This is a genomic window from Solibacillus sp. GQ1, assembly GCF_059758555.1.
This window is the reverse complement of the sequence record NZ_JCAXEX010000001.1, coordinates 1,245,149-1,268,133: the sequence shown is the minus strand read 5'-3', so window position 1 is coordinate 1,268,133 and position 22,985 is coordinate 1,245,149. Positions and strand designations below refer to the sequence as shown.

20 protein-coding genes are annotated in these 22,985 nt (G+C 40.8%); 1 reads left to right on the top strand and 19 read right to left on the bottom strand.

The window, feature by feature from the left end; genetic code table 11:
* Window positions 1-42 precede the first annotated feature (42 nt).
* The 10 genes from AC6CH1_RS06210 to AC6CH1_RS06165 form a co-directional block, all read right to left on the bottom strand.
* Window positions 43-774 carry an NAD-dependent deacylase gene (locus AC6CH1_RS06210; RefSeq protein WP_498316639.1) on the bottom strand — a complete coding sequence of 244 codons (732 nt, stop codon included), beginning with the start codon at window positions 772-774 and terminating at the stop codon, window positions 43-45.
* On the bottom strand, window positions 764-1,921 hold the full coding sequence (locus AC6CH1_RS06205) for a M20 family metallopeptidase (RefSeq protein ID WP_498316638.1): 1,158 nt from the start codon (window positions 1,919-1,921) through the stop codon (window positions 764-766). The genes AC6CH1_RS06210 and AC6CH1_RS06205 overlap by 11 nt, the downstream gene beginning before the upstream one ends.
* Window positions 1,922-1,972: 51 nt before the next feature.
* Window positions 1,973-2,884 carry a DMT family transporter gene (locus AC6CH1_RS06200; protein WP_498316637.1) on the bottom strand — a complete coding sequence of 304 codons (912 nt, stop codon included), beginning with the start codon at window positions 2,882-2,884 and terminating at the stop codon, window positions 1,973-1,975.
* Window positions 2,885-2,959: 75 nt separating this feature from the next.
* Window positions 2,960-3,256 (bottom strand): hypothetical protein, encoded by a 297-nt coding sequence (locus AC6CH1_RS06195; protein ID WP_079526514.1) that lies wholly within the window; start codon window positions 3,254-3,256, stop codon window positions 2,960-2,962.
* Window positions 3,257-3,594: 338 nt separating this feature from the next.
* Window positions 3,595-4,746 carry a toxic anion resistance protein gene (locus AC6CH1_RS06190; protein WP_498316636.1) on the bottom strand — a complete coding sequence of 384 codons (1,152 nt, stop codon included), beginning with the start codon at window positions 4,744-4,746 and terminating at the stop codon, window positions 3,595-3,597.
* A gap of 279 nt (window positions 4,747-5,025) precedes the next feature.
* The gene (locus tag AC6CH1_RS06185; protein WP_498316635.1) at window positions 5,026-6,639 is read right to left on the bottom strand and encodes an MFS transporter; all 1,614 of its coding nucleotides are present in this window, start codon (window positions 6,637-6,639) and stop codon (window positions 5,026-5,028) included.
* 122 nt (window positions 6,640-6,761) lie between these two features.
* A complete protein-coding gene (argH, locus tag AC6CH1_RS06180) occupies window positions 6,762-8,135 on the bottom strand; it encodes an argininosuccinate lyase (RefSeq protein WP_251688195.1) in 1,374 nt (457 codons plus the stop codon).
* Between the two features lie 87 nt (window positions 8,136-8,222).
* Complete coding sequence (locus AC6CH1_RS06175) at window positions 8,223-9,437, bottom strand: argininosuccinate synthase (RefSeq protein WP_251688197.1); 1,215 nt, start codon at window positions 9,435-9,437, stop codon at window positions 8,223-8,225.
* A 246-nt stretch (window positions 9,438-9,683) separates the two neighbouring features.
* Window positions 9,684-10,430 (bottom strand): SDR family NAD(P)-dependent oxidoreductase, encoded by a 747-nt coding sequence (locus AC6CH1_RS06170; RefSeq protein WP_498316634.1) that lies wholly within the window; start codon window positions 10,428-10,430, stop codon window positions 9,684-9,686.
* Between the two features lie 51 nt (window positions 10,431-10,481).
* Window positions 10,482-10,931, bottom strand: coding sequence for an RrF2 family transcriptional regulator (locus tag AC6CH1_RS06165; protein ID WP_251688202.1), 450 nt, complete (start codon window positions 10,929-10,931; stop codon window positions 10,482-10,484).
* A gap of 244 nt (window positions 10,932-11,175) precedes the next feature.
* On the opposite strand from AC6CH1_RS06165, the gene hmpA reads away from it, so the two are divergent.
* On the top strand, window positions 11,176-12,336 hold the full coding sequence (gene hmpA / locus AC6CH1_RS06160) for an NO-inducible flavohemoprotein (protein WP_498316632.1): 1,161 nt from the start codon (window positions 11,176-11,178) through the stop codon (window positions 12,334-12,336).
* Window positions 12,337-12,628: 292 nt separating this feature from the next.
* On the opposite strand, the gene AC6CH1_RS06155 is transcribed toward hmpA, so the two are convergent.
* From AC6CH1_RS06155 to AC6CH1_RS06115, 9 genes are all read right to left on the bottom strand, one after another.
* On the bottom strand, window positions 12,629-13,618 hold the full coding sequence (locus tag AC6CH1_RS06155) for an HD domain-containing phosphohydrolase (protein WP_427710145.1): 990 nt from the start codon (window positions 13,616-13,618) through the stop codon (window positions 12,629-12,631).
* Between the two features lie 297 nt (window positions 13,619-13,915).
* The gene (locus AC6CH1_RS06150) at window positions 13,916-14,530 is read right to left on the bottom strand and encodes a bifunctional 2-keto-4-hydroxyglutarate aldolase/2-keto-3-deoxy-6-phosphogluconate aldolase (protein ID WP_427710147.1); all 615 of its coding nucleotides are present in this window, start codon (window positions 14,528-14,530) and stop codon (window positions 13,916-13,918) included.
* Between the two features lie 7 nt (window positions 14,531-14,537).
* On the bottom strand, window positions 14,538-15,482 hold the full coding sequence (locus AC6CH1_RS06145; protein WP_251688210.1) for a sugar kinase: 945 nt from the start codon (window positions 15,480-15,482) through the stop codon (window positions 14,538-14,540).
* 128 nt (window positions 15,483-15,610) lie between these two features.
* Window positions 15,611-16,708, bottom strand: a complete 1,098-nt coding sequence (locus tag AC6CH1_RS06140; RefSeq protein WP_251688212.1) for an ABC transporter ATP-binding protein — start codon at window positions 16,706-16,708, stop codon at window positions 15,611-15,613.
* A gap of 163 nt (window positions 16,709-16,871) precedes the next feature.
* Window positions 16,872-17,714, bottom strand: coding sequence for a sugar phosphate isomerase/epimerase family protein (locus tag AC6CH1_RS06135; protein ID WP_498316631.1), 843 nt, complete (start codon window positions 17,712-17,714; stop codon window positions 16,872-16,874).
* Window positions 17,715-17,792: 78 nt separating this feature from the next.
* The gene (gene kduD, locus AC6CH1_RS06130) at window positions 17,793-18,575 is read right to left on the bottom strand and encodes a 2-dehydro-3-deoxy-D-gluconate 5-dehydrogenase KduD (protein ID WP_498316630.1); all 783 of its coding nucleotides are present in this window, start codon (window positions 18,573-18,575) and stop codon (window positions 17,793-17,795) included.
* A 19-nt stretch (window positions 18,576-18,594) separates the two neighbouring features.
* Window positions 18,595-19,425, bottom strand: a complete 831-nt coding sequence (gene kduI, locus AC6CH1_RS06125; protein WP_498316629.1) for a 5-dehydro-4-deoxy-D-glucuronate isomerase — start codon at window positions 19,423-19,425, stop codon at window positions 18,595-18,597.
* A gap of 229 nt (window positions 19,426-19,654) precedes the next feature.
* A complete protein-coding gene (locus AC6CH1_RS06120; RefSeq protein ID WP_498316628.1) occupies window positions 19,655-21,190 on the bottom strand; it encodes a response regulator in 1,536 nt (511 codons plus the stop codon).
* Window positions 21,183-22,961 (bottom strand): sensor histidine kinase, encoded by a 1,779-nt coding sequence (locus tag AC6CH1_RS06115; RefSeq protein WP_498316627.1) that lies wholly within the window; start codon window positions 22,959-22,961, stop codon window positions 21,183-21,185. The genes AC6CH1_RS06120 and AC6CH1_RS06115 overlap by 8 nt, the downstream gene beginning before the upstream one ends.
* Window positions 22,962-22,985: the final 24 nt, after the last annotated feature.

The following is a 22,985-nucleotide window of genomic DNA, read 5'->3' as shown; positions in this document are numbered from 1 at the left end:
TTACTGCCAAAGTAAAAAGCCTGCATTTTCATACAGGCTTTGTTATAACTTTTTGAAATCCCCCAACTCTCGATGAACATGTGCCAAAATCTCCCCGGCCGACCCTTCCAACACTAAATCAAAAGAATAATGTAAGCTCGTGGATGTTTGCTCGCGGTTAATATAGACGAGCTTCCCTTTCGACATGCTCGGCAACTGATTGACAGGGTATACTTCCAAACTTGTGCCGATCACTATGACAAGGTCTGCCTCGTGTATTTCGTGTAGCGTACGTTCCCATGCCTCTGTCGGTAATGTTTCACCAAACAGCACTACATTCGGTCGTAATTTCCCCGAACAATATGTGCAAATACTGTTATTCAAAAACTGCTCTTTTCCATGGGGTTTGCCGCATTTTTGACAGCGAATTGACACGATATTGCAATGAAGTTCCGCTACATTTTTACTTCCGGCCTGCTGGTGAAGCTGGTCGACATTTTGGGTTGCGATAAGCGAAACAAGTCCGCGCTTTTCGAAGTCCGCCAATATTAGATGTCCTTGATGGGGTTTGCAATTGACCAATGCGGTAATCCTCATCTGGTAAAACTCACGGAACTGTTCATAGTTCTTTTGCAGACTTTCTGTAGAGGCAACAATACGTGGATCGATATTTTGCCACAAGCCTGTTGACGAGCGAAAATCCGGTATGCCCGATTCAGTCGACATCCCCGCACCTGTCAGCACGACCGTACGATTCGAATCTTTTATCAAGTGAGCCAGTGTTTCAGCCGTCATTCCGATTCCCCTCCATCTCAATTTCATTCACAACTTCCAGCAATGTATTCGTCAAAAGTGCAAAACGTTCAATGATATGCTCTTTTAAAATATGCTCATGTTCTGCGTGAATACCGTCCCCAACTAGTCCAAGACCATCCAATGTTGGCGTGTATAACGACGTGAAATTGCCGTCGCTGGCACCGCCGACTGACGCTTCATCTACATCAAAACCAAGTTCCTCCGCCTCTTCCTGCGCAATTTCGAACAATTCTTCGCTGTCTTCATCACGTTCCATCGGCGGCCGGTTAACTCCCCCATCGATTTCGATTTTCGTACGCTGATCATATGGTTTAAGCTCTTCAAAATAATCGTCGATACGTTCCTGCTCTGTGCGAGTAACCGATCGGACATCGACTCCTACGTGCGCTTCATCAGGTACGACATTCAGTTTACCGCCGCCCTGAATCATACCGACGTTCAGCGTTGTTCCCTTCTCGTAATCGTTGAGTGCATCAATATTCAGGATTTGCCTTGCTGCTTCCGTAATCGCACTGACACCATCCCGCGGATTATTGCCCGCATGCGATGCTAGCCCTCGAATGTTCAGTAAATACCTGGATGTCCCTTTCCGCGCAATTTTCAGTTCACCCGAAACAGTAACAGCAGGCTCCAATATAAAAGCCGCCACCGACTTTTTTGCTTCTTCTTCGATTAGCGCTCTGGATGTAGGGCTTCCAATTTCTTCGTCGCTGTTCAGGAAAAAAACAACCCGCCGCTTCAAAGGTAGATTCATTTTTTGGACATATTTAAAAAACCAGATAGCACTGACGAGACCTGATTTCATATCCAAAATACCAGGACCAAAAATTTTATCTTCTTCCTCCCGGTACGGTAAAACCTCTTTATCCCAAACGGTATCATAGTGACCGATCATTAAAATCTGTTCGGTTCCTTCGCCCATTTCAAAGCGGAGATGATTGCCGTTATGCTCCATCGCATATTCCGTTGCCTTTACATGAAAATAGTCATAAAACATCGACTGTAGTACATCTTTGCATAGATCAAGCAACTCTTTGTTTTGCGAAGGTGAATCGGCTAATACTAAGCGTTTAATATCATCTTTTATATCCTTTTCATGCAATGTAAAAAAATCGAATGCTTCCATAACAACGCCTCCTTCGTTTTCTATACCCAAAAATGCCTAAGTGACATTCACTTAGACATTCGAAGTGGGAGACTTTTTGCTCCCGGCAATTGATAAATAGGCGACAAATACTAGCATTAATAAAATACCGACATACTGCCAGTTATACAATGTCGCACCGAGCCAGACAACGGAAATCGCCATTGCCGTCAACGGTTCGAAACTCGATAAAATACTCGTTTCAACTGGTGATATGTATTTCAGGCTTGTTAAAAATAAAATATAGGCGAAGGATCCCAAAATGCCAGTAGCAATAATGATGACTACATTTACCGGATCCAGCAGCAACAGCCATTGCTCCGGTTCCCAAAGCTGTCCCGTTACCGAAAATATAAGCCCGCCTATGATCATACCCCAGCCGATTATAATGATTACCCCTACTTCAGCCATTAACCGAGCAGGATACAGTGTATAAAATGCATACGTAAATCCTAACAGCAGCCCCCATACAAGCGCTTCATTGCTTACAAGTAACCCAGAAACCGAGCCATTTGTCAGCAATAGAAACAGCCCGAAAAGCGTACCGCAAATACCGATTAGTTGACTGCGTGGAGGAAGAACCTTCCCAATAACCGATGTATAGATGACGATGAAGATGGGCGCTAAAAACTGCAATAGTGTTGCAATTATCGCATTGCTCACTTCAATTGACTTTACAAACGTAAATTGTAACCCTACCATTCCGATTACACTGAAAACAAGTAATTGTACGGAATGGTTCCGGTTTTTCCAAATGGAGAATACCAATTTTTTCTGCATAGCTGCAATGCCAAGTATTAAGATGCCTGCAATCATTAACCTTACAGCAAGCATAAATTCGGCGGTCATCGCTGTATTTTGCAGGAGCCATTCCATCATCGGACCGGTAGCCCCCCAAAACATCGAGCCTACTATTATCATCGCTATGCCTTTCAATCGTTCCACAACTACTACCTTCTTCCAACGTTCTAATCATAATAAAATTTTATCATGATTCCATTGTCGGGAATATAGTACTTATTATTTGATTAGCTCGATCCAGCCACTTTCTTTAATCGTTACGCGGGGTGATGCGTACTTTGGGGGTTCGTAGGAAAATACGGTTTTATCAAAATCATCCTTTACTACAAACACATTTAAAAATTGTATTTCATTAATTAATTTTCGGATATGCGCCTTATCATACATATCGCTTTTTTCATTCATTAATATCAGCAGTTCATTCTTTATACTCAATACGTCCCGTTCATTTGCTCTGCGTATAACACTTTTAGGCATTTTAAGAAATTCGTCGATTTTCATTAAGTTCTTTTCCATCTTTGTCTTCCCTTCCCTCATGGCAATACTTGTGTAAATCTTCTTTTGTTGTTATTTACCCAATTTCACCAAATTCACCCCTAATTAATCACCAAGAGGAAATTTTAGACCGCTTATTTGCCTAATATAACAAGCTTTTAAATTGAATGTTAATTCGTATTTTTGAATATATATTTATCGAATATTAGGTGTATGCCACAATAGATGGCAGCCCCCCAACCCTCCTATAATTGAAAATATTAAAAGCTTGGCATTTTAAAAAAAGTAAAGGGCGTTCCGAAAAATGATAAAAGGCATCGAGCAATGGTTGCTCGATGCCTGTAAGAATAATGTATTGATTACATGCTCTTTAATTTTTCATATTCAAGTTGTAATTGTTCAATACGCTTACGACCTTCTTCACGATTGCGCACTGTTTCTGCCTGAATTTGTTTTGTTTCTTCAATACCGGAAATGATCGTTTTCCACGTTGTTTCGATCGTTTCGACTTTGATGCTCGGACTGCCTGCCTGACGCGCAATGTTCACTGAATTTTGTCGCACATTTTCCGCGTTTCGTACAAGCATTTCATTTGTTCGACGGTCCAGTTCAGCCATCGAATCGGAAACAAGCTTTTGTCGCTGCATTGTAACGGCATGGATCAGACCTTGTTTGAAAATCGGAATTGTCGTCACGAATGCCGAGTTGATTTTTCCGATCAAATGGTTGTTCCCTTGCTGCATTAAACGAATTTGCGGCGCTGACTGGAATGAAACTTGCTGTGCCATTTCAAGATCGTAGCCTCGTTGCTCCAGTAACTCGATTCCGCGTGTAACCGTTTCAAGCTCCATAATTGCTTCATGGTCACCGGAATCCGCTTTCGCTGACAATGCCGGCAGTTGCTGTCGTAAATCATTTACTTTAATATCGATTGCCGCAATATGCTCGCTTAACGTATGGAAGTAGTTTAAGTTCTCATCATACATTTGTTCCAGCTGCACCGTGTTTTGTTTCATTTCCACTTCATACTTCTGAATTTCGTTATAAACGACATCGACTTCTTTGTTCAACGTGTCGTATTTAGATAAAATGCGCTCCAATTGCTCCTTGCTTTTTGAAAACAGTTTTTTCAGGAAGCCTTTTTTCTGCTCCTCCTGGAAATCCTGGGGATCAAAGCGGTCCATAATTTTATTTAAATTGTTTAGTAATGTAGTTGATTTTTCCAAATTGCTTTGTTTAATTGTTGCAAGCATACGATCTGAAAACGTTGAAATGCCCTGAGCCGTTTCTTTACCGAATTCGAGAACCGCGATTTGGTTTTTCACGTCAATTTTTTCTGCAAGCTGCTGAACTTGCGGCTGTTGTTTTAATTGTTCCTGACGCTGACGGATTTGAGAAAGCTCCTGTTCCGAAACAAGTTGTTTTTGTGGTTGTTCGACTATATCAGTCGTTGGTGCCGGCTCTTGCTCAGCTCGTTTATTTAAATCATCAAATAATGGATTTTCAGCCATGTTCGATTCCTCCATTCTATGTATTACTAGTATTTACGTAAATTTTGATGAAAAGTTTCATGTTGTTGCTGCTAATTATAACGCAAAACATTGTGAATATTCTAATTTAAGGCTACCGGAAAACAAATGCATCGCTTTCAGACAACAAAAAATGCCCTTTTATGCGCAAAAGGGCACTTTTTGTAAGTCTACTATTGGGGGAGAGACTTCACACCCACACAAGCTTTGCATGAGTCTAAAGATAAATTACCCCAAATCGTTCAACCTAAAACACTTTTTTTAAATTTCCAGTGATTTTTTTCGAATCGGTTTTAAAATCAAACCAACTGCAAAAATACAGATGGCAATGACAACTGCCGAGTAAAACAAGCCGCCATAGCCGTTTTGTGCCGCCATGACTGTTACTTCATTGACAGAATTCAAAATGACTTCCTTTAATGTCGGATCCTGAATATTTTGGACGACAGTCATCATTTGGTCTTCGGAAAACTGACCGCCCGCCGCGAACTGACTGCCCACTTGAGCAAGTTCCGCAGTTGCCTGTTCCGATAAATTCGCCTGTTGTACATTTTGCTGCAGAATCCCTTGAAAATCGTTTTTAAAAATCGATGGGATTTCGCTGAATCCGCGTGCGATAAATCCTGCATATATTGTCGGCGCAATCGTCATCCCGATTGTTCGGATTAACGATAATGACGCTAGAGCAGTCCCTTTATTTGCTTCGAGTTTTTCCGTCGCCAATATGTTCAGTGGTGCTCCTAGAAGAACTCCCATGCCTACACCGCCAATTACGGATGCAATAACAAACTGCCATTTGGCATCAATCCATGTCGGGAACAGGAAAAAGCCAATTGCAGCAACGAGACCTGAAAACAGTACTGCTAAAACCGGACCACGCTTATCAACTAAAATACCGCCAACCGCTGCCCCGATACCTGCAGCTAGTGCAAGTGGTGTCATCCAGTACCCGGCATGCTCGGATTTAATGCCCAATACTTGTTCTGAAAAGGCCGGAATGAAAATCATTGCCGCAAGCATCGCACCTGAAAGAAGACCTAGCAGCAATGTCAGTAAATAAGTCGGCTGACGCATTAATGCCACCGGTAAAATCGGGTCCCCTCCACGGCGTTCAAGACGTGTTTCATAGAAATAAAGGATAATAAGTACGATAATGCCAGCTAGCAAATACGGATATACTGTTGGTTCGATAAGAGAGCTAAAGAAGTTGATGCCCTCAATATTTGTCAGTCCGTACATAATCCCTAAAATAGCGACAGAAAGTAGGACCGTACCCGTCATATCAAGCTTGCCGGGTGCTGCGTCTTTCGTTTCTTCCAGTTTGAGAAAACCCATGATGACAAGGAAAATTGCGATTGGCACATTAATTAAAAACAGCCAATGCCAGCTGCCTGTCAGATCCAAAATGACACTTCCGATATTCGGACCTAAAACAGCTGCAACCCCATTCATCCCGCCAAGTAATCCTAATGCTTTCCCCTGCTTTTCTGCTGGCAGTGTACTCACGACATACGAAGTACCGATAATAAAAATACCGCCTCCGCCCATCGCCTGGATAAAGCGGGAAATTAAATAAAACGTAAAGTTCGGGCTTAGTGCAACGAGCAGTGAACCTAGACCAAACAATGCAATTTCAACAATAAACAGTTTTTTTCGTCCATAACGGTCCGAAAGTTTCCCTACGATCGGAACACTGATTGCCAAGCCAAGAGTATACAACGTGACACCCCAAGCTCCCCAGTTTGCTTCAACATTGAACGAGCTGTTGATCGTAGTGAGAGCTGCACTGATGATTCCATTATCGAGTGCCGCCATAAATACGCCAAGTGCAAATAACGTAAGCACCCATGTTTGTGAAGTCTTCGCATTCGTCATAAAAAGACACCTTTCTTTTTAAGTTACCTATTATTATACTGCTAATTTTGAAATTGACTAAGTAAAAGTACCAAAAAAAGGAACAAAAATGCCCTGTAAAAATTTTTACAGGACATCCATTGTTAAACTAATAGCTGTTTCGCATTTTGGATTTGAAGTGCCACTTGCTCAAAACCTGTGCCGCCCAATGAATTACGTCGGCTCACAGCAGCTTCCGGTGCAAGTACTGCATAAATATCTTCTTCAATTAATGCAGATTCTTTCTGCATTTCTTCCAATGGCAAATCCAGTAGGTAGATTCCTTGCTGGATACATGTAAATACAAGCTTCCCTGTTACTTCATGCGCTTCACGGAACGGCATTCCTTTTGTCGCCAAATAATCCGCAAGCTCTGTTGCATTCGAAAAGTCTGAATGTACTGCACTGTGTAGACGCGCTTTATTGACCGTCATCGTACGAACCATACCTTCGAAGATTTTCAGTGAGCCTAATACCGTTTCCATCGTATCGAACATGCCTTCTTTATCTTCCTGCATGTCTTTGTTATATGTTAACGGCGTACCTTTTAAAACTGTTAACAGCCCCATCAAGTTCCCGTAAGCACGGCCTGTTTTCCCGCGGATCAGTTCCGCCATATCCGGGTTTTTCTTTTGTGGCATAATGGATGAACCCGTTGAGAATGCATCATCCAGCTCGATAAATTTAAATTCATCCGTAGACCAAATAATGATTTCTTCCGCAAAACGTGATAAGTGTGTCATTAATAATGCTGAATTCGATAAAAATTCGACGATAAAGTCACGGTCACTTACCGCATCCATAGAATTGGCATACACTTCCGCAAATCCAAGCAGTTCTGCCGATTTTAAGCGGTCGATCGGGAATGTTGTACCTGCCATCGCGCCGGCACCTAACGGTAAAATATCAATGCGTTTTATCGATTCTGTAAAACGCTCTTTATCACGTTGCAGCTGCCAGAAGTACACCATTAAATGGTGGGCAAAACTAATCGGCTGCGCACGCTGTAAATGCGTGTAGCCAGGTGCAATCGTATCCACATTCTGCTCCGCCTGTTCGATAATCGTTTTTTGGAAATGTTCGATTAAACCGATCACTTCAGGTACGCGTTTCTTCAAAAACAAGTGCATATCTGTTGCGACTTGGTCATTACGTGAGCGCCCTGTATGCAGCTTCCCGCCAACAGGACCGATCAGATCAATCAGCATTTTCTCAAGATTTAAATGGATGTCTTCATTTGAAACTGAAAACTCCAGTTCACCTGCTTCGGCTTTTACTTTTAATTGTGCCAGACCATCCAGAATTTTCTCGACATCTTCTTTTGGTAAAATATTTTGTGCTCCAAGCATTGTGACATGCGCTACAGATCCTTCAATATCTTCCAATACTAACTGCTGATCAAAGCCAATCGATGCCCCGAACTCGTCAACCCAGCTTTCTGCAGACTTTTGGAAACGACCGCCCCATAATTTTGCCATAGTAGTTTCACTCCTCAACTTTTGTTCCTCATAATAGAAGAAGCGACTCGGGTTCCGAATCGCTCACTTCATTAACCGTATATCTAATTATTTATTTACTGTTTGTTTTGTGCTTTTTGCTACTTCTGATGCTACAACTGTTGGCATACCCCATAATTCGATAAAGCCTACAGCTGAAGCGTGGTTGAATTGGTCATGTTTAGAATATGTCGCCAATTCTTCAGAGTATAGAGAATTTGGAGATTTACGTCCTTCAACAATCGCATGACCTTTGTAAAGTTTTACGCGAACTGTTCCGTTTACATACTTTTGCGTTTCTTTTAAGAACGCTTCTAGAGCTGTACGGATCGGGTTGAACCAAAGACCGTTATAGATAATTTCAGATAGTTTTTGTTCAATGATTGGTTTGAAATGCGCCAATTCTTTTACTAATGTAATATCTTCTAATTCTTTATGCGCTGTTAATAACACTTTCGCACCTGGAATTTCGTATACTTCACGAGATTTAATACCAACTAGACGGTTTTCAACGTGGTCGATACGGCCGATACCGTGTTCACCGGCAATTTTATTTAATTCTTGAATTAAATCTGCTAGTTTCATTTGAATTCCGTTAATTGAAACAGGTTTTCCTTCAATAAATTCGATTTCAACGTATTCCGGTGTATCTGGTGCTTCTTCCAATGAAACCGTTAAACCGTATGCTTCTTCTGGTGGTGCAACCCAAGGATCTTCCATTACGCCAGCTTCGTTTGCACGGCCCCATAGGTTTTGGTCAATCGAGAATGGTGAATCGAGTGTTGCAGGAATTGGAACACCGTGTTTTGCTGCATATTCGATTTCTTCGTCACGGCTCCAGCCCCACTCACGTACAGGTGCTAATACTTCAAGATCCGGATTTAATGCTTTAATTGATACTTCAAAACGTACTTGGTCATTTCCTTTACCAGTACAACCGTGTGCTACTGCATCGGCATTTGTTTCATTTGCGATTTCTACTAATTTTTTAGAAATTAATGGACGAGATAATGCAGAAACTAATGGATATTTTTGCTCATACCAAGTGTGTCCTTGTAATGAGATTAATGCAAAGTCTTCTGCAAACTCATCTTTTGCATCGATCATATATGATTCAACAGCACCTACTTGAAGTGCCTTGTTACGGATAAATTCTAAGTCCTTACCTTCACCAACATCAAGACATACTGCGATTACGTCCCAACCTTGTTCTTTTAACCACGGAATTGCTACTGATGTATCAAGACCACCTGAATATGCTAATACGACTTTCTTGTTCGCCATGTTAATTGCCCCCAAATGATGTATGTTTATACATTGAATTAATAGTTTATACACGAATAGTAACACGTTATAAAAATAAACGCAACTGCATTTATATAAATTTTTTCACTTTTTGATACAATCTAAAAACATTCATTCCGGAAGTTTTCACAAGCTCTCGTTCATGCATAAATATGCTATTAATTGCAGCAGATTTCAAAAGAGAGCATTTCAATTTTTATGATTAAAAATCGAATGCTCTCACACTTACTTCTTATTAAAGAATCCTTTGCCGACAAATTCTACAAGTGCTGGCGCTACCGCATATAATTTACTCGTTACACTCATAATACGAGGCAGATTCACTTCGCGCGGACGCTTCTCGATTGCATGGACAACTTCTTTCGCGACTTTTTCAGCCGGTAACAGAAATTTCCCGATTGCTTCTTTATAAGCGTTCGTTGCATCGGCTTTTTGAATAAACGGTGTATCAATCGGTCCCGGATAAATTCCGGTAACGTGTATATTGTATTCCGCCAGCTCCAGACGAAGGCCATTCACAAAACCGGTAATTGCATGTTTACTCGCTGCATAAACACTCGCTTTTTTCGTAGCGACCTTGCCTGCCTGTGAGCCGACAAAGATAAAATGACCATTCTTTCTTTCAATCATTGCCGGTGCCAAACGCTTCGCCAAGTAAATCGGCGCACGAACATTTACATCGAGCATCTGGTCGATTTCCTGGTCTGCCAAGTCAACTGCACTTTCAAAATAGCCCAGTCCGGCGTTTAAAATGGCGATGTCGATTGGTGGTAGTTGCGATACGACTTCATCTATATGAGATGGAATTCTTAAATCCGCTTTAAAGGCGACCGCTCCTATCCCATTTAAATAGTTAATGGCACTGTCATTTCTGCCGGTTGCATAAACAGTATGACCTTCTTTTACAAGCAATTCTGTAATGATGCGTCCAATACCGCTTGTCGCACCTGTAATAAAAACTGTCTTTTTCATAGCTTCCCTCTTTATCCGTTTATTTTTATGTATATAAAAACTAGTAAATGATTATTTACTAGTTTGGGTAATGCCGAATAATTCACTTAAAATGTCTTTCGATACGAGCACATCCGCCAATGTATAGGTATCAAGCACAGCCAAATACGCTTTTAATGCTTCCTGTAAAGCAAATTTCAGCCTGCACTCCGGTGATATTTTACAAAGGTTTCCTTCCGGATTGAAACATTCTACAAGGTGAAAGTCATCTTCTGTTTTACGGACAACATCACCGATATTGATTTGTTCAGGTTCAAGTGCCAGACGAATGCCGCCACCGCGTCCGCGAATCGTTTCAATATAGCCATGTTTCCCTAAATCATGGGTTACTTTCATTAAATGGTTTTTGGAAATCTGATACGCATCTGCAATTTCTTGAATCGTAACTAAATTTTCTCTGCCCCGTACACCTAAATACATGAGCGTACGTAAAGAATAATCTGTATATACTGTTAACCGCACGCTGTTCACCATCTTTCTTCAACTTAAGTATAACATTTTAAATAAAATGTTCGAATAGAACGGCTTATGTTTATCGATGAATTCATTATAATGTTTTGTGTCCATTTTGTTAAAGGTGTATTTTTGATATATCTTTGTGACAGATCTGTTAAAGATGTATTTTTAATATTGCTTTAAGTTTTTTTTAGCAGTATATTGATGGTGCAAGAAATAAACAAACCAATTTCGAGGGGACGTGCACTATATGTTAGCACAACAAACAATTAATATTATTAAATCAACAGTACCTGTATTGGAGGTACACGGATTAGCAATTACTAAAACTTTCTATTCAAACCTTTTCAGAGAAAACCCTGAATTATTAAATATTTTTAACCATACAAACCAAAAGAAAGATCGTCAGCAAACAGCTTTAGCAAACACGGTTTATGCAGCAGCAGTTCACATCGATCACTTGGAGGCAATCGTTCCGGCTGTTGTTCAAATTGCCCATAAACATGTAAGTTTAGGCATTTTACCGGAGCATTATCCGATTGTCGGCAAGTATTTATTAGAAGCGATCAAAGAAGTTCTAGGAGATGCGGCGACAGATGAAATTATCGACGCTTGGGGTAAAGCTTACGGAGTTATTGCAGATGTATTCATTTCTGTTGAAGAAGATTTATACACAGCAACAGAAAATGCTGGAGGCTGGCGCGCATTCAAAGAATTTACAATTGCAGAAGTTGTGGAAGAAAGCGAAGCAGTAAAATCATTCTACTTAAAACCAGTTAACGGCGAGAAACTGCCTCCATTCAAAGCTGGACAATTCATTACATTGCGCACACAAGTACCTGGTGAACAATACTTAATGAACCGCCAATATACATTAACAGACGGTTCGGAAGATTATTTCCGCATTTCTGTAAAACGTGAAGATGATGTAACACCAAACGGAATTGTTTCAAACTTCCTGCACAAAGCAGAAATCGGTACAAAAGTGGATGTTAGTGCTCCTGCAGGTGTATTCACATTAGTGGAAAATGATAGCCCAGTTCTATTCATCAGCGGTGGTGTTGGTGTAACACCATTACAAGGGATGCTAAAAACAATTGAAGGCCGCCAAGCATCATTTATCCAATGTGCACGCAATGAAAATGTAGCGGCATTTAAAGAAACAATCGAAGAAAACGTTGCAGCGACAGACGGTAAATATAAAGCGGTATATTCAGATTTAGACGGCTATATTACAAAAGCGCAAATCGAGGAATTCCTGGTGCCTGGTACAGAAGTGTATGTATGTGGTCCAACAGTATTCATGGAAACTGTAATCCAATACTTAGTTGAGCTGGGTGTACCTGCTGAGAAAATTCATTATGAATTCTTCGGTGCAGCGATGGCGTTGCAGATTAAGAAAACGGCTTAATTTATTATGAAGGAGAAACGGCCAGTTTCCGGTAACCATACCGGGGACTGGTTTTTTGTTTTCCTCCCCTTTCACTACTATTTACTTACTATGTTTCTAATAAAGTGGTGAGATGTTCTAATAAACCCGAAAAGGTTCTAATAAAACACCGATCTTCTAATATAAGTCGCCGATGTTCAAATAAGTGGTCGAGGTCTTCTAATAAGCTGCCGAGAACTTCTAATATGTTAGCACCACTATTAATAAATTTCATCTTAAAATTAATGAGTCCGGTGTAATACCGGACTCATATTTAAAACAGGCTGATAAACGTTTCCGCAATTAACGGATCAAAATGTTTACCTTTGTTATCCTCAATAAATGCCAATGCTTTTTCTTCAGGCCAGGAATCTTTATACGGTCTGCGCGTCGTTAACGCATCAAACACATCGACGATTGATACGACTCTTGCTTCAAGTGGAATCTGCTCGCCTTTTAACTGGAATGGGTAGCCCGTTCCATCCCATTTTTCATGGTGATACAAAATAATATTTTCTGCCACTTCCATACTTTTTATAAAATCATAATTGATTTCCTTCGACATTTTGTTAAGAATGTCTGCCCCTGTCAACGGATGCATCTCGATTATTTTTCTTTCATAAATGGACAATGCACCCGGTTTATATAAAATCCCTTCTGGCATACCCGCTTTTCCGATGTCATGCAGTATGCTGGAATGAATCACATTGTTCATATAATTAGATTCTAATTGAAGGTTGTTTTTCTCATTGTGTGCCTTCAGAAGTTTTTCCGTCAATGCCTGAACTCTTAGTAAATGCTCTTCCGTTCCGGGATCACGGATTTCACAGGAGATGGCCAGCACTTTCAACAGCTCTCTCTGCACTTCTATCATCTTGTCTTCCGATAAGTATAAGCCCTCTTCCAGCTGTTCTAACGCGCGAAAAACTCCTATATAAAACCATTCATCCTCAATTTTGAAAGGCGTAATGGTAATAGATGAATGCCAAAGTTCCCTGGATTTCTTTCGATTCACAAAAATTCCTGACCAAGGGATATGCTGCTTTAATGAATCTTTCATTGACCGATACGTTTCTTTACTCGTAAGGTTCGATTTAATAAAGCCCGCTTTCACACCGATGATTTTATTTCTTTCAAAGCCTGTTACCTCTTCATATGTATCATTAACAGCTAAAATAATATGATCACTGTCTGTAATCAGTACAGCATCACCCAATTCCAAAAAGCTTTTTAATTGGAAAGGTAACTGCAACATCGTTTTCATAAACAGCCTCCTGCTTCATTTTATTTCTTGTATAACATTGTGCAGACTCGTTATGTATGCATATGGAAATATTATACTGATAAAATAAAATTAATGCGCTCCCGTTATTGGTTATTAATTACACTTTTACCACTCGTTATATCGGATTCTTAATATTAATTTTTTATTGACTAACTGTAGACGGTTTGTGGGTGTTTAAGAATAAATAATAAAACGTCAAAACCAATCATTGATAAAAGGTTTTGACGTTTTAAATGGAGAATATGAGGAGTGAACTAACTGTCAACCAAACTCTGCTTACAGCTTCCTGCAATATTCCTGACTTGCAGCTACGACAGCATCTATTCCACCTGTCGCATAGGCCTTCGTTAAATCACTGCCGATCCCTACAGCGACAGCACCTGCATCGAGCCACTCCTGCATATTGTTGGCGTTAATCCCGCCTGTCGGCATAATTTCCACATGAGGCAACGGCCCATTCACCGTACGGATAAAGCCGGGTGAGAAATGGTTCGCCGGGAAAAGTTTTACGATGTCACAGCCCGCTTCCAATGCGGTTACTATTTCATTTAAAGTCATACACCCTGGTAAATAGGGTATGCCGTAGCGGTTGCATAATTTCGCGATGTCCGCATTAAAGCTCGGGCTGACAATAAATTTCGCACCACATAAAATGGCATGTCTTGCCGTTTCCGAATCTAATACGGTTCCAGCTCCTATGATTGCATCTAAAGAACGGATTTTCTCAAATACTCCCTGAACAAATGGTGTTGTATATGTAAGCTCTATAAGGCGAATTCCTCCTTGTACAGCACCTTGAATAATTTCTGTCGCTTCCTGAACCGAACTTCCGCGAATGACCGCTACAATTTTATGTTCTTTCAGTTGGTGAATCACTTCATATTTTTTCATAAGACCCTTACCTTTCAACTAGCGTTTTCTGTCCTAAAAACACTTCCACATCTGTGTATTCAGGCAAACCTTCATTGTCACCCTTTACCGTTGTCACCATTGCACCAACAGCATTCGCCATGCGCAGACGCTCGGTCACATCATAGTTTTTCATCACCCCGAAAATATATGCTGCATCATAGCCGTCACCAGCACCTACCGTATCGACAGGTTTAACTTGAAACGGTTCCGCTATATGCCATTGTCTGTCTACATAAGCTTTCGATCCATTTGCACCGTCCTTAATGACGAGTTCGGAAATGTTATACTGTGCGGCAAACTGCTCAAATGGCTGAGTACCGATAATCATTTCGATTTCGTCCAGCCCGGTCAATAAAATGTCGACATACGGGAAAATCTCAAAATAGACAGCCCTTGCTTGCTCCAATGTCCAAAGTTTCAAACGGATATTCGGGTCAAAAGAAACCGGAATACCTTTTGCTTTTGCGATGCGTAAAATAGCCAATGCAATTTGCAGGTTTTGAGGTGCAATTGCCAGAAATACGCCCGTCAGATGAACATACGCTATGTCATCAAACATCGATTCCTCGATATCCTCTTCGGTCATTGTTAAAATCGGTGACTGATACCGGTAGTAAAACGTCTTTCCGGAGCCGTTTTCCAATATTTCTTTAAAATTCAGCGAAGTCGGATAGCCGGAAACATGCTCCACATATTCCATATTGATGCCTTCACCGCGCACTGTGTTATAAATATATTTCGAAAATTCATCCCCGCCTAATCGGCTCATCCACTTAACGGGAAGCCCTAATCTGGCACAGCCAATGGCAAAATTCAGCTCGGCCCCGCCTAACTTGCGCTCAAAGGAATTAACATAGCGTAACGGACCTGTAGTCACTGGATTAAATGTAATTAGTGCATCCCCTAAAGTAAAAATATAGTGTCGTTCCATGAGCTCTCCCCCTGCCTTCATACAAGTAATCGTTGAAAGAAAGGCTGTCCTAAAAGTGAATGACCTTTGGACAGCCTTATTTCTTCTATTAAGTTAGAAGCTTTTCTATTGTTTCTTCCACTCCGTTATTAACGAATACGGATTTCTGTTTCTTTATCAAAGAAATGCATTTTATTCGTATTAACGGCAAAACTGATTTTTTGTCCTGCTTCAATTGTTTGTTGGGCATCCGTCAATGCTACAACTTCCTGATCACCGATTTTGAAATACAGCATAATTTCAGAACCTGTTAACTCCGCAACCTCAATTTCATATTGAGACACAACAGAAGGATCAAGCTCTGCCGTCTCTTCTCCTACGAAAAAGCTCTCAGGACGAATTCCTAAAATAACTTCCTTCCCGACATAGCCTTGCTGACGAAGCATCGTCATTTTATCTTCAGGAATGATAATTTTTCTATCTCCTAGCTGGTAATAGCCATCTTCTACACGTCCATCTAAAAAGTTCATAGACGGTGAACCGATAAAGCCGCCAACAAACACATTTTCCGGATTATCATAAATATACTTCGGTGCGCCTACCTGATGAATAATACCGTCCTTCATTACGACAATACGGCTCGCCATCGTCATTGCTTCTGTTTGGTCATGTGTTACATAAATTGTCGTTGTTCCGATACGACGGTGCAATTTAATAATTTCCGCACGCATTTGGACACGCAGCTTTGCATCCAGATTTGACAGCGGCTCGTCCATTAAGAATAGCTTCGCATCCCGTACAATGGCACGGCCCAATGCAACACGTTGTCTTTGTCCACCAGATAAAGCTTTCGGTTTACGATTTAAATAATTTTCAATGCCTAAAATTTTCGCCGCATTGCGCACTCGCTCATCGATTTCCGACTTCGGCAGCTTCCGTAATTTTAAACCAAATGCAATATTGTCATAAACCGTCATATGCGGGTACAATGCATAGTTTTGGAATACCATTGCGATATCGCGGTCTTTTGGTGCGATGTCATTGACACGCTTATCATCAATATAGAAATCCCCTTTTGAAATCTCCTCCAAACCGGCCATCATCCGTAATGTTGTCGATTTTCCGCAACCCGAAGGACCAACAAAAACGATGAATTCCTTATCCTCGATATGCAAGTTAAAATTATCTACAGCGGTTACTTTATTATCGTAAATTTTATAAATATTATTTAATTTTAATTCTGCCATTTCCTTACCCCCTCAATCGATTCCATGTGAACACTGCTAATGTATTTCTTAATTTAATAGTAATAGAAAACGCTTTCAGAAATAATTTAAAATTTTTAGATAATTGTTTAAAATCTTATAATAAGTGGCATATATGCACATTGTGTTTCACTACTGCACTCTTTTAAGCTTGTTTATACCGGTCTTGTATATAACGAATGCTTTCGGCAATATGAGGATCGCGCGTATTTTCCAAAAGAATATTGATGAACGGCTTCTCCTTCTTCAGTCGTTCCGCTAAATACTTATAATCGAGCTGGCCGGTCCCGACTGGTACCATTACAATTTCACCGTTGTTCACAATGAAGTCTTTCGCATGAACAATAACGATCCGATCGCCGAATAATTCGAAGGCTTCATCCATTGCGAAATGCTGATCATGGATATTTTCCAAGCTCATAAAATTCGCCGGGTCATAAATGACTTGCAAGTTCGGCGACGGTACATCTTCCAGTAAACGCTTCATCCGTTTCGGTGTGTGAATCGGATGATTGATACCGCCTTCAATGCCGACGATGACACCAAATTTTTCTGCCTCTTCTACGAGCTCACGCACACTATTTACAACTGCTGAATAAGCTTCTTCAGTAAAATTATCTTCACTGTATCCGAGTGACGGAATGACACTGCCCGTTTCTGTTCCGACAATACTGCAGCCGAAATCACGTGCAAAGCGGATATGCTCTTTAAAGCGATCAAGCTGACGCTGTCTTTCAGTTAAATCTGGATGAATCATGTTAATATAGCAGCCTAAAACAGCGATCCGAACATCGTGCTGCTGAAATACCGATTTTATATAGTGGCCATACCCAGGTGATAATGCCCCTGTACTAGTTGAAAATGCAGTTATGGATTTTGCAAGCGCCAACTGGACAGCTGAGAAACCTCTAGCTTTGACGTTTGCGGCGAGTTCCTGTAAATTTTCAGCTTCCAGATCATGTGCACGAATACCTAAATTTGCTTTCATTATTCCCACATCCTTTAGTAAAAGCCGTATCAGCATTGCGTGATACGGCTTATAATTATTTCCTATTATTTTTAGTAGTTATCTTGCCAGCCAGCCGCCATCAACGGCTAAAATATGACCGTTCGTATAATCCGAAGCGCGGCTAGCCAAGTACACGACAGATCCCATCAAGTCTGCAGTCGTAGCCCAACGTCCTGCAGGAATACGGGATAAAATTTCCGCGCTGCGTTTTTCATCCTGGCGAATTGGCGCCGTATTATCTGTCGCCACATAACCTGGCGCAATCGCGTTAATCTGTACATTATGTTCTGCGAGTTCATTGGCAAATGCCTTAGTTAAACCGGCAACGGCATGTTTACTCGCTGTATATGGCGGAACAAATTTGCCACCCTGATATGATAGCATCGATGCGATATTAATAATTTTCCCGCTCTTTTTTTCTACCATTACTTTCGCAACTTCCTGGCTTAAGAGGTATAGAGAGTTTAAGTTAATTTCCATTACCGTGTCCCAGTCCTGTTCCTGGTAGTCCAGTAATGGTGAACGGCGGATCGTACCGGCATTATTTACTAAAATATCCACTGTGCCATACTTTTGCAGGCAAGCTTCTACAGCAGGTTTGATAATCGTACGATCGCTTAAATCCCCCTGATAAAACGTCACTTTTTGGCCTGTTTCGTTAATTAAACGTTCTGTCTCACTCCAGTCCGCGCTGCGTGCAATAACAAAAATGTCTGCACCCGCTTTTGCCAAAGCGACCGCATATGCCTGGCCTAATCCTTTATTGCCGCCTGTTACAATGGCAACTTTTCCTTTTAAGCTAAAGTAATCTAATGAAAAACCGGCTACTTCCTGTGTCATCTATTATTCCTCCATTCGCTTAGCGTAAATCTTCCATTTTTACATGGTCCATGTCGTCATACGTAATGTTTTCTCCGCACATTCCCCAAATGAATGTATAGTTACTTGTCGCTGTACCTGTATGAATCGACCAGCTCGGCGAAATTACCGCCTGTTCATTTTTCAGAATAAGATGACGTGTTTCATCCGGTTGCCCCATAAAGTGGAAAACACGTGTATCAGCTTCCATATCAAAATATAAATATACTTCCATGCGACGTTCATGCGTATGAGCAGGCATTGTATTCCACACACTTCCCGGTGACAGCATCGTCAAGCCCATCTGCAACTGGCAGCTCTCGCAAACATTCGGATGAATATATTGATAAATTTTTCGTTCGTTCAATCTACCCGGTGCACCAGCTTCTAACGGTTTGATGTTGTTAATATCAATCTTCACCGTCGGGTATGTATGGTGCGCCGGTGTGGAATTGATATAGAATTTCGCCGGGTTTGCTGCATCGTTTGACCGGAACAGCACTTGTTTCGTACCGCGGCTCACATATAATCCATCTCGGCGCTGCATGTCATATTCAATACCATCCAATACGACAACCCCGTCACCGCCGATATTGATGATGCCCAGTTCACGGCGTTCTAAAAAGTAACTCACGCCCAATTCTTTATCCAGTTCAATCGTCAGTTCCGTATCAGCTGGTGTCACCCCGCCAAAAATCATACGGTCGACATGTGTATATGTTAAATGTACCTTTCCAAGTTCAAATAATGCTTCCACTAAAAAATGCTCACGTAATTTGTCCGTATTATAGCGTTTAATCTCTTCAGGGTGATTGGCATAACGTGTTTCCATTTTGCTACCTCCTCCGGTTAATGAACAGTTTTAATCATCTAGGTCTGTTTTCCATAACCTCTATTATTGTTTTCTGAATATTGTTACAACCCGATTATAAAAAACGATGTAAGGGTTTACAATGTTACGTAACGATGTCCTTAAAATATCAAACGCTTTTCTTAAATATTTGTACTCATAAGCATTGCTTCAGTCTGAAACATAAAAAAACTAGCGGCATTTAATACCGCTAGCTGACATTAGGATTCAGTTTCTTTTTAAATTCGGCCGGGGTATGGCCAGTGTATTTCTTAAAACAAATACTGAAATATTGCGGGTTACTGTACCCTACCTGCTCACTGATTTCATATGTTTTCAAACTTTCTTCTCGCAGCAGTTCCATCGCTTTTTTCATGCGCAATTCCAGTAAGTAATCCCCAAAATTAAACCCTTTTTCGAGTTTAAACAGATTGCTTAAATACGGTGCACTTACATGAATCATTTTGGCCAGTTTCTGCAATGTTAATGTGCTGTCCGAATAATATTCATTCATATAGTGGATCGCTAAATCAACATGGCTTTTAAACTTACTTTCCTCTTTTTGATAAAGAGTTTCAGACCATTGTTGAATAAGCTCCCGGATAATTTGCATCATGTCGTACAGTGAATTCATTTCCATTATTGCCTTATATACATCAGCCGAATGGGTCGATGCCTCGTCTTTACTCCAGCGGTCGATTTCAAATGATAACAGTGTTGCATATTTTAGCGTCATCACTTTAAGATCCGTGAGCGATAACGATTGATAGTTGATGATTGCGTCATGAAATTCTTCAAGCAGCTCTTCCACCTTTTCCGGAACTCCTTGCTTAATCTGTGCAATCAGTTTCACATCAAACGCTCTTAAATTTTCCGCTGTCTGCTCACCATTCGTCACTTTATCGTCAATTGAAAACAATTTGCCTGTCCCCATAATATAACGCAAATCCAGCGCCATTTTGGCCTCAATAAACGAACGGCCAATCTCGAACAAATTCGTATATGGACGCCCATATGCCAACGTTACATCCGGCAACTGTTCAAGCAAGAAGGTTGCCATGTCTACAGCCTCTACTGCTGCATCATGTCCGATCAGCAGTACCCATTCATTGTCCTCGACCGAGAGCAGATGAAATTTATCTTCATCAAGCTTTTTCGAAGCAAGTTGAACAATCTGCTCATTAAGCAACTGTCCTTCGCATCCATCATGAACAACAATTGCCGAATAGCATGTCCCATCTAAGTGTACATCCAAATCTGAAAGCCCTTTTTCGATATCGGTTTCCGTTTCACCAACTGCCATGAGCTGTTTAAAGAATTTCTGTTGCCGTATTGCACGCGACTCCACGAGCAACTGTTCATTCGAAAACGTTTCGGACCATTCAGCGAGTGCTTCCTTCACCTTTTCCAGCAGCAGTTCCGAATCGACCGGTTTCAGTAAGTAGTCAAATGCCTTTAACTGAACGGCCTGCTGCGCGTAACTAAAATCCTCATAACCCGTTAAAAAGATAAATTTTGTCTGTGGACTAATTTCTTTTAATTGACGTGCCATATCGAGCCCATTTAAAAAAGGCATATTAATATCTGAAATGACGAGATGTGGCTGCTGCTGTGCAATCAGTTCAAGTGCCATTTCCCCGTCACTTGCTTCTCCTACAACCTCTATCCCGTTTTCTCCCCATGGAATCGTCTGGCAAATGCCTCGACGAATAATGCGGTCATCCTCTACTACGATTATTTTATACATCCTTTGTCAAGCCCCCTGTTGTTACCGGAATAGTAATAATCATCGATGTTCCTTCACCATATTTGCTTCGGATTGTGAGTCCGTAAGCTTCCCCGTACTGCATTTTAATCCGGTCATTGACAGACTTTATGCCAATTCCGATATATTGCTTCTGCTCTTGATAATTCAGCTGCAGCTCGGCATGAATCGCTTCAAGCCGCTCCTCCGTAATCCCTGTGCCGTTGTCAGAAACTTCCAAGTAAATATAATTTGCGTCGCAATACCCTTTAATAACAATCTTTCCTTGACCGCGCTTTTGCTTTACGCCATGATAGATCGCATTTTCAATTATCGGCTGCAACGAAAGTTTAACAATCTCATTATCTAAAATACTTTCTTCCACATCGATCTCATACGTGAAATCATCCCCATAGCGCATCTCCTGTATGATTAAATAGTTTTCGATATGCTCGATTTCTTCTTTGACCGAGATAATTTCCTTCCCTTTACTAATCCCGATACGGAAAAAATTCGATAACGCCGTGACCATATGGCTCGCTTCCTTTGTCATACCCATGTCACAAAGCCCTTTAATCGAGTAAAGCGTATTATAGAGGAAATGCGGATTGATTTGCGCGTGCATAATCGCAAATTCCAGCTGGCGTTTTTCTTCCTGCTCCAAAATCACCTGGTCCATCAACACGTTAATCCGGTCGATCAGTTCGATAAATCCGCGGTTCAACACGCGCATCTCTTTCGGTCCTGAAATTCTTTCTTCCAGATAAAGATGGTTTTCATTGACGAGATCCATCTGTTTTGCTAATTTTTGAAACGGTTTTGACATATAGGAAATAAAAATATTCGTCACAAATACGACGAGACCGATCATGATGATTATTAAGAACACAGCGAATATTTTGATATACTCCACTTTGTTCAACAGATCATCTTCAGGTACAATCGCCGCGATTTTCCAACCATTGGATTCAAGCGTATCGTAAATGACAATCATTTCTTCATTGTCTTCATTTGTATATGTAATTTGATTTTTTGGAGTTGATAATTGATGCAATTTCTGAAAGGTCTCATCATCAAGCGTATATTTAGACTCAAGTTCCTTCGACTGATAGATACCATCTTCTGAAATGAGCGCCAAATAACCATTCTCCCCGATGAGTGATCGGCTCAGCACCTTTCCGAAAAATTCCTCACGAATATTAAAGAGCACAATACCTCTTTTCTCCAGATCATTCAGTTCCAAAAGCTTGTACATCGACATCACCGCATTTCCGGTATGGAACGCTACGTCTTCATGCACATTTTTCCATTTAAAATTCTCACTATCTGCCCGGTAATTCACAAAAAAGTCATCATAATCAATGACAGGTTTCCTCGTAAATTCACTTTGATAAATCAAAAATTCCCCTTCGTTCAGATCAATCGTAGCCGACTCCAAAATCGTACTGTAACGTCCGTAAATGATCTGCAGATTTTTATCGATCGGAATGTAATCTTCCGGTACGATTTGCTCCTGCTCCTTCATCAATAAGTTGACGAGCCGTGTATCATACGAAATGGACACTAGCTGCGAAAACAAATCCGAAAGGGTATGGTCTAAATAATTCTTCGTCTGATAAATCGTATCGTTCATACTTTGATACGTATTCTCTTCAATTTGGGCGGTAGCAATATAAGTCGACACACCGCCGGTTACTAAAATACATATAATCACAATCGGCAAAAATAACATATTCATCGTTGTTTTAAAGGAATGAAAAATATATTTATACATAAATGTCCTTAGTCGTTCCAGATG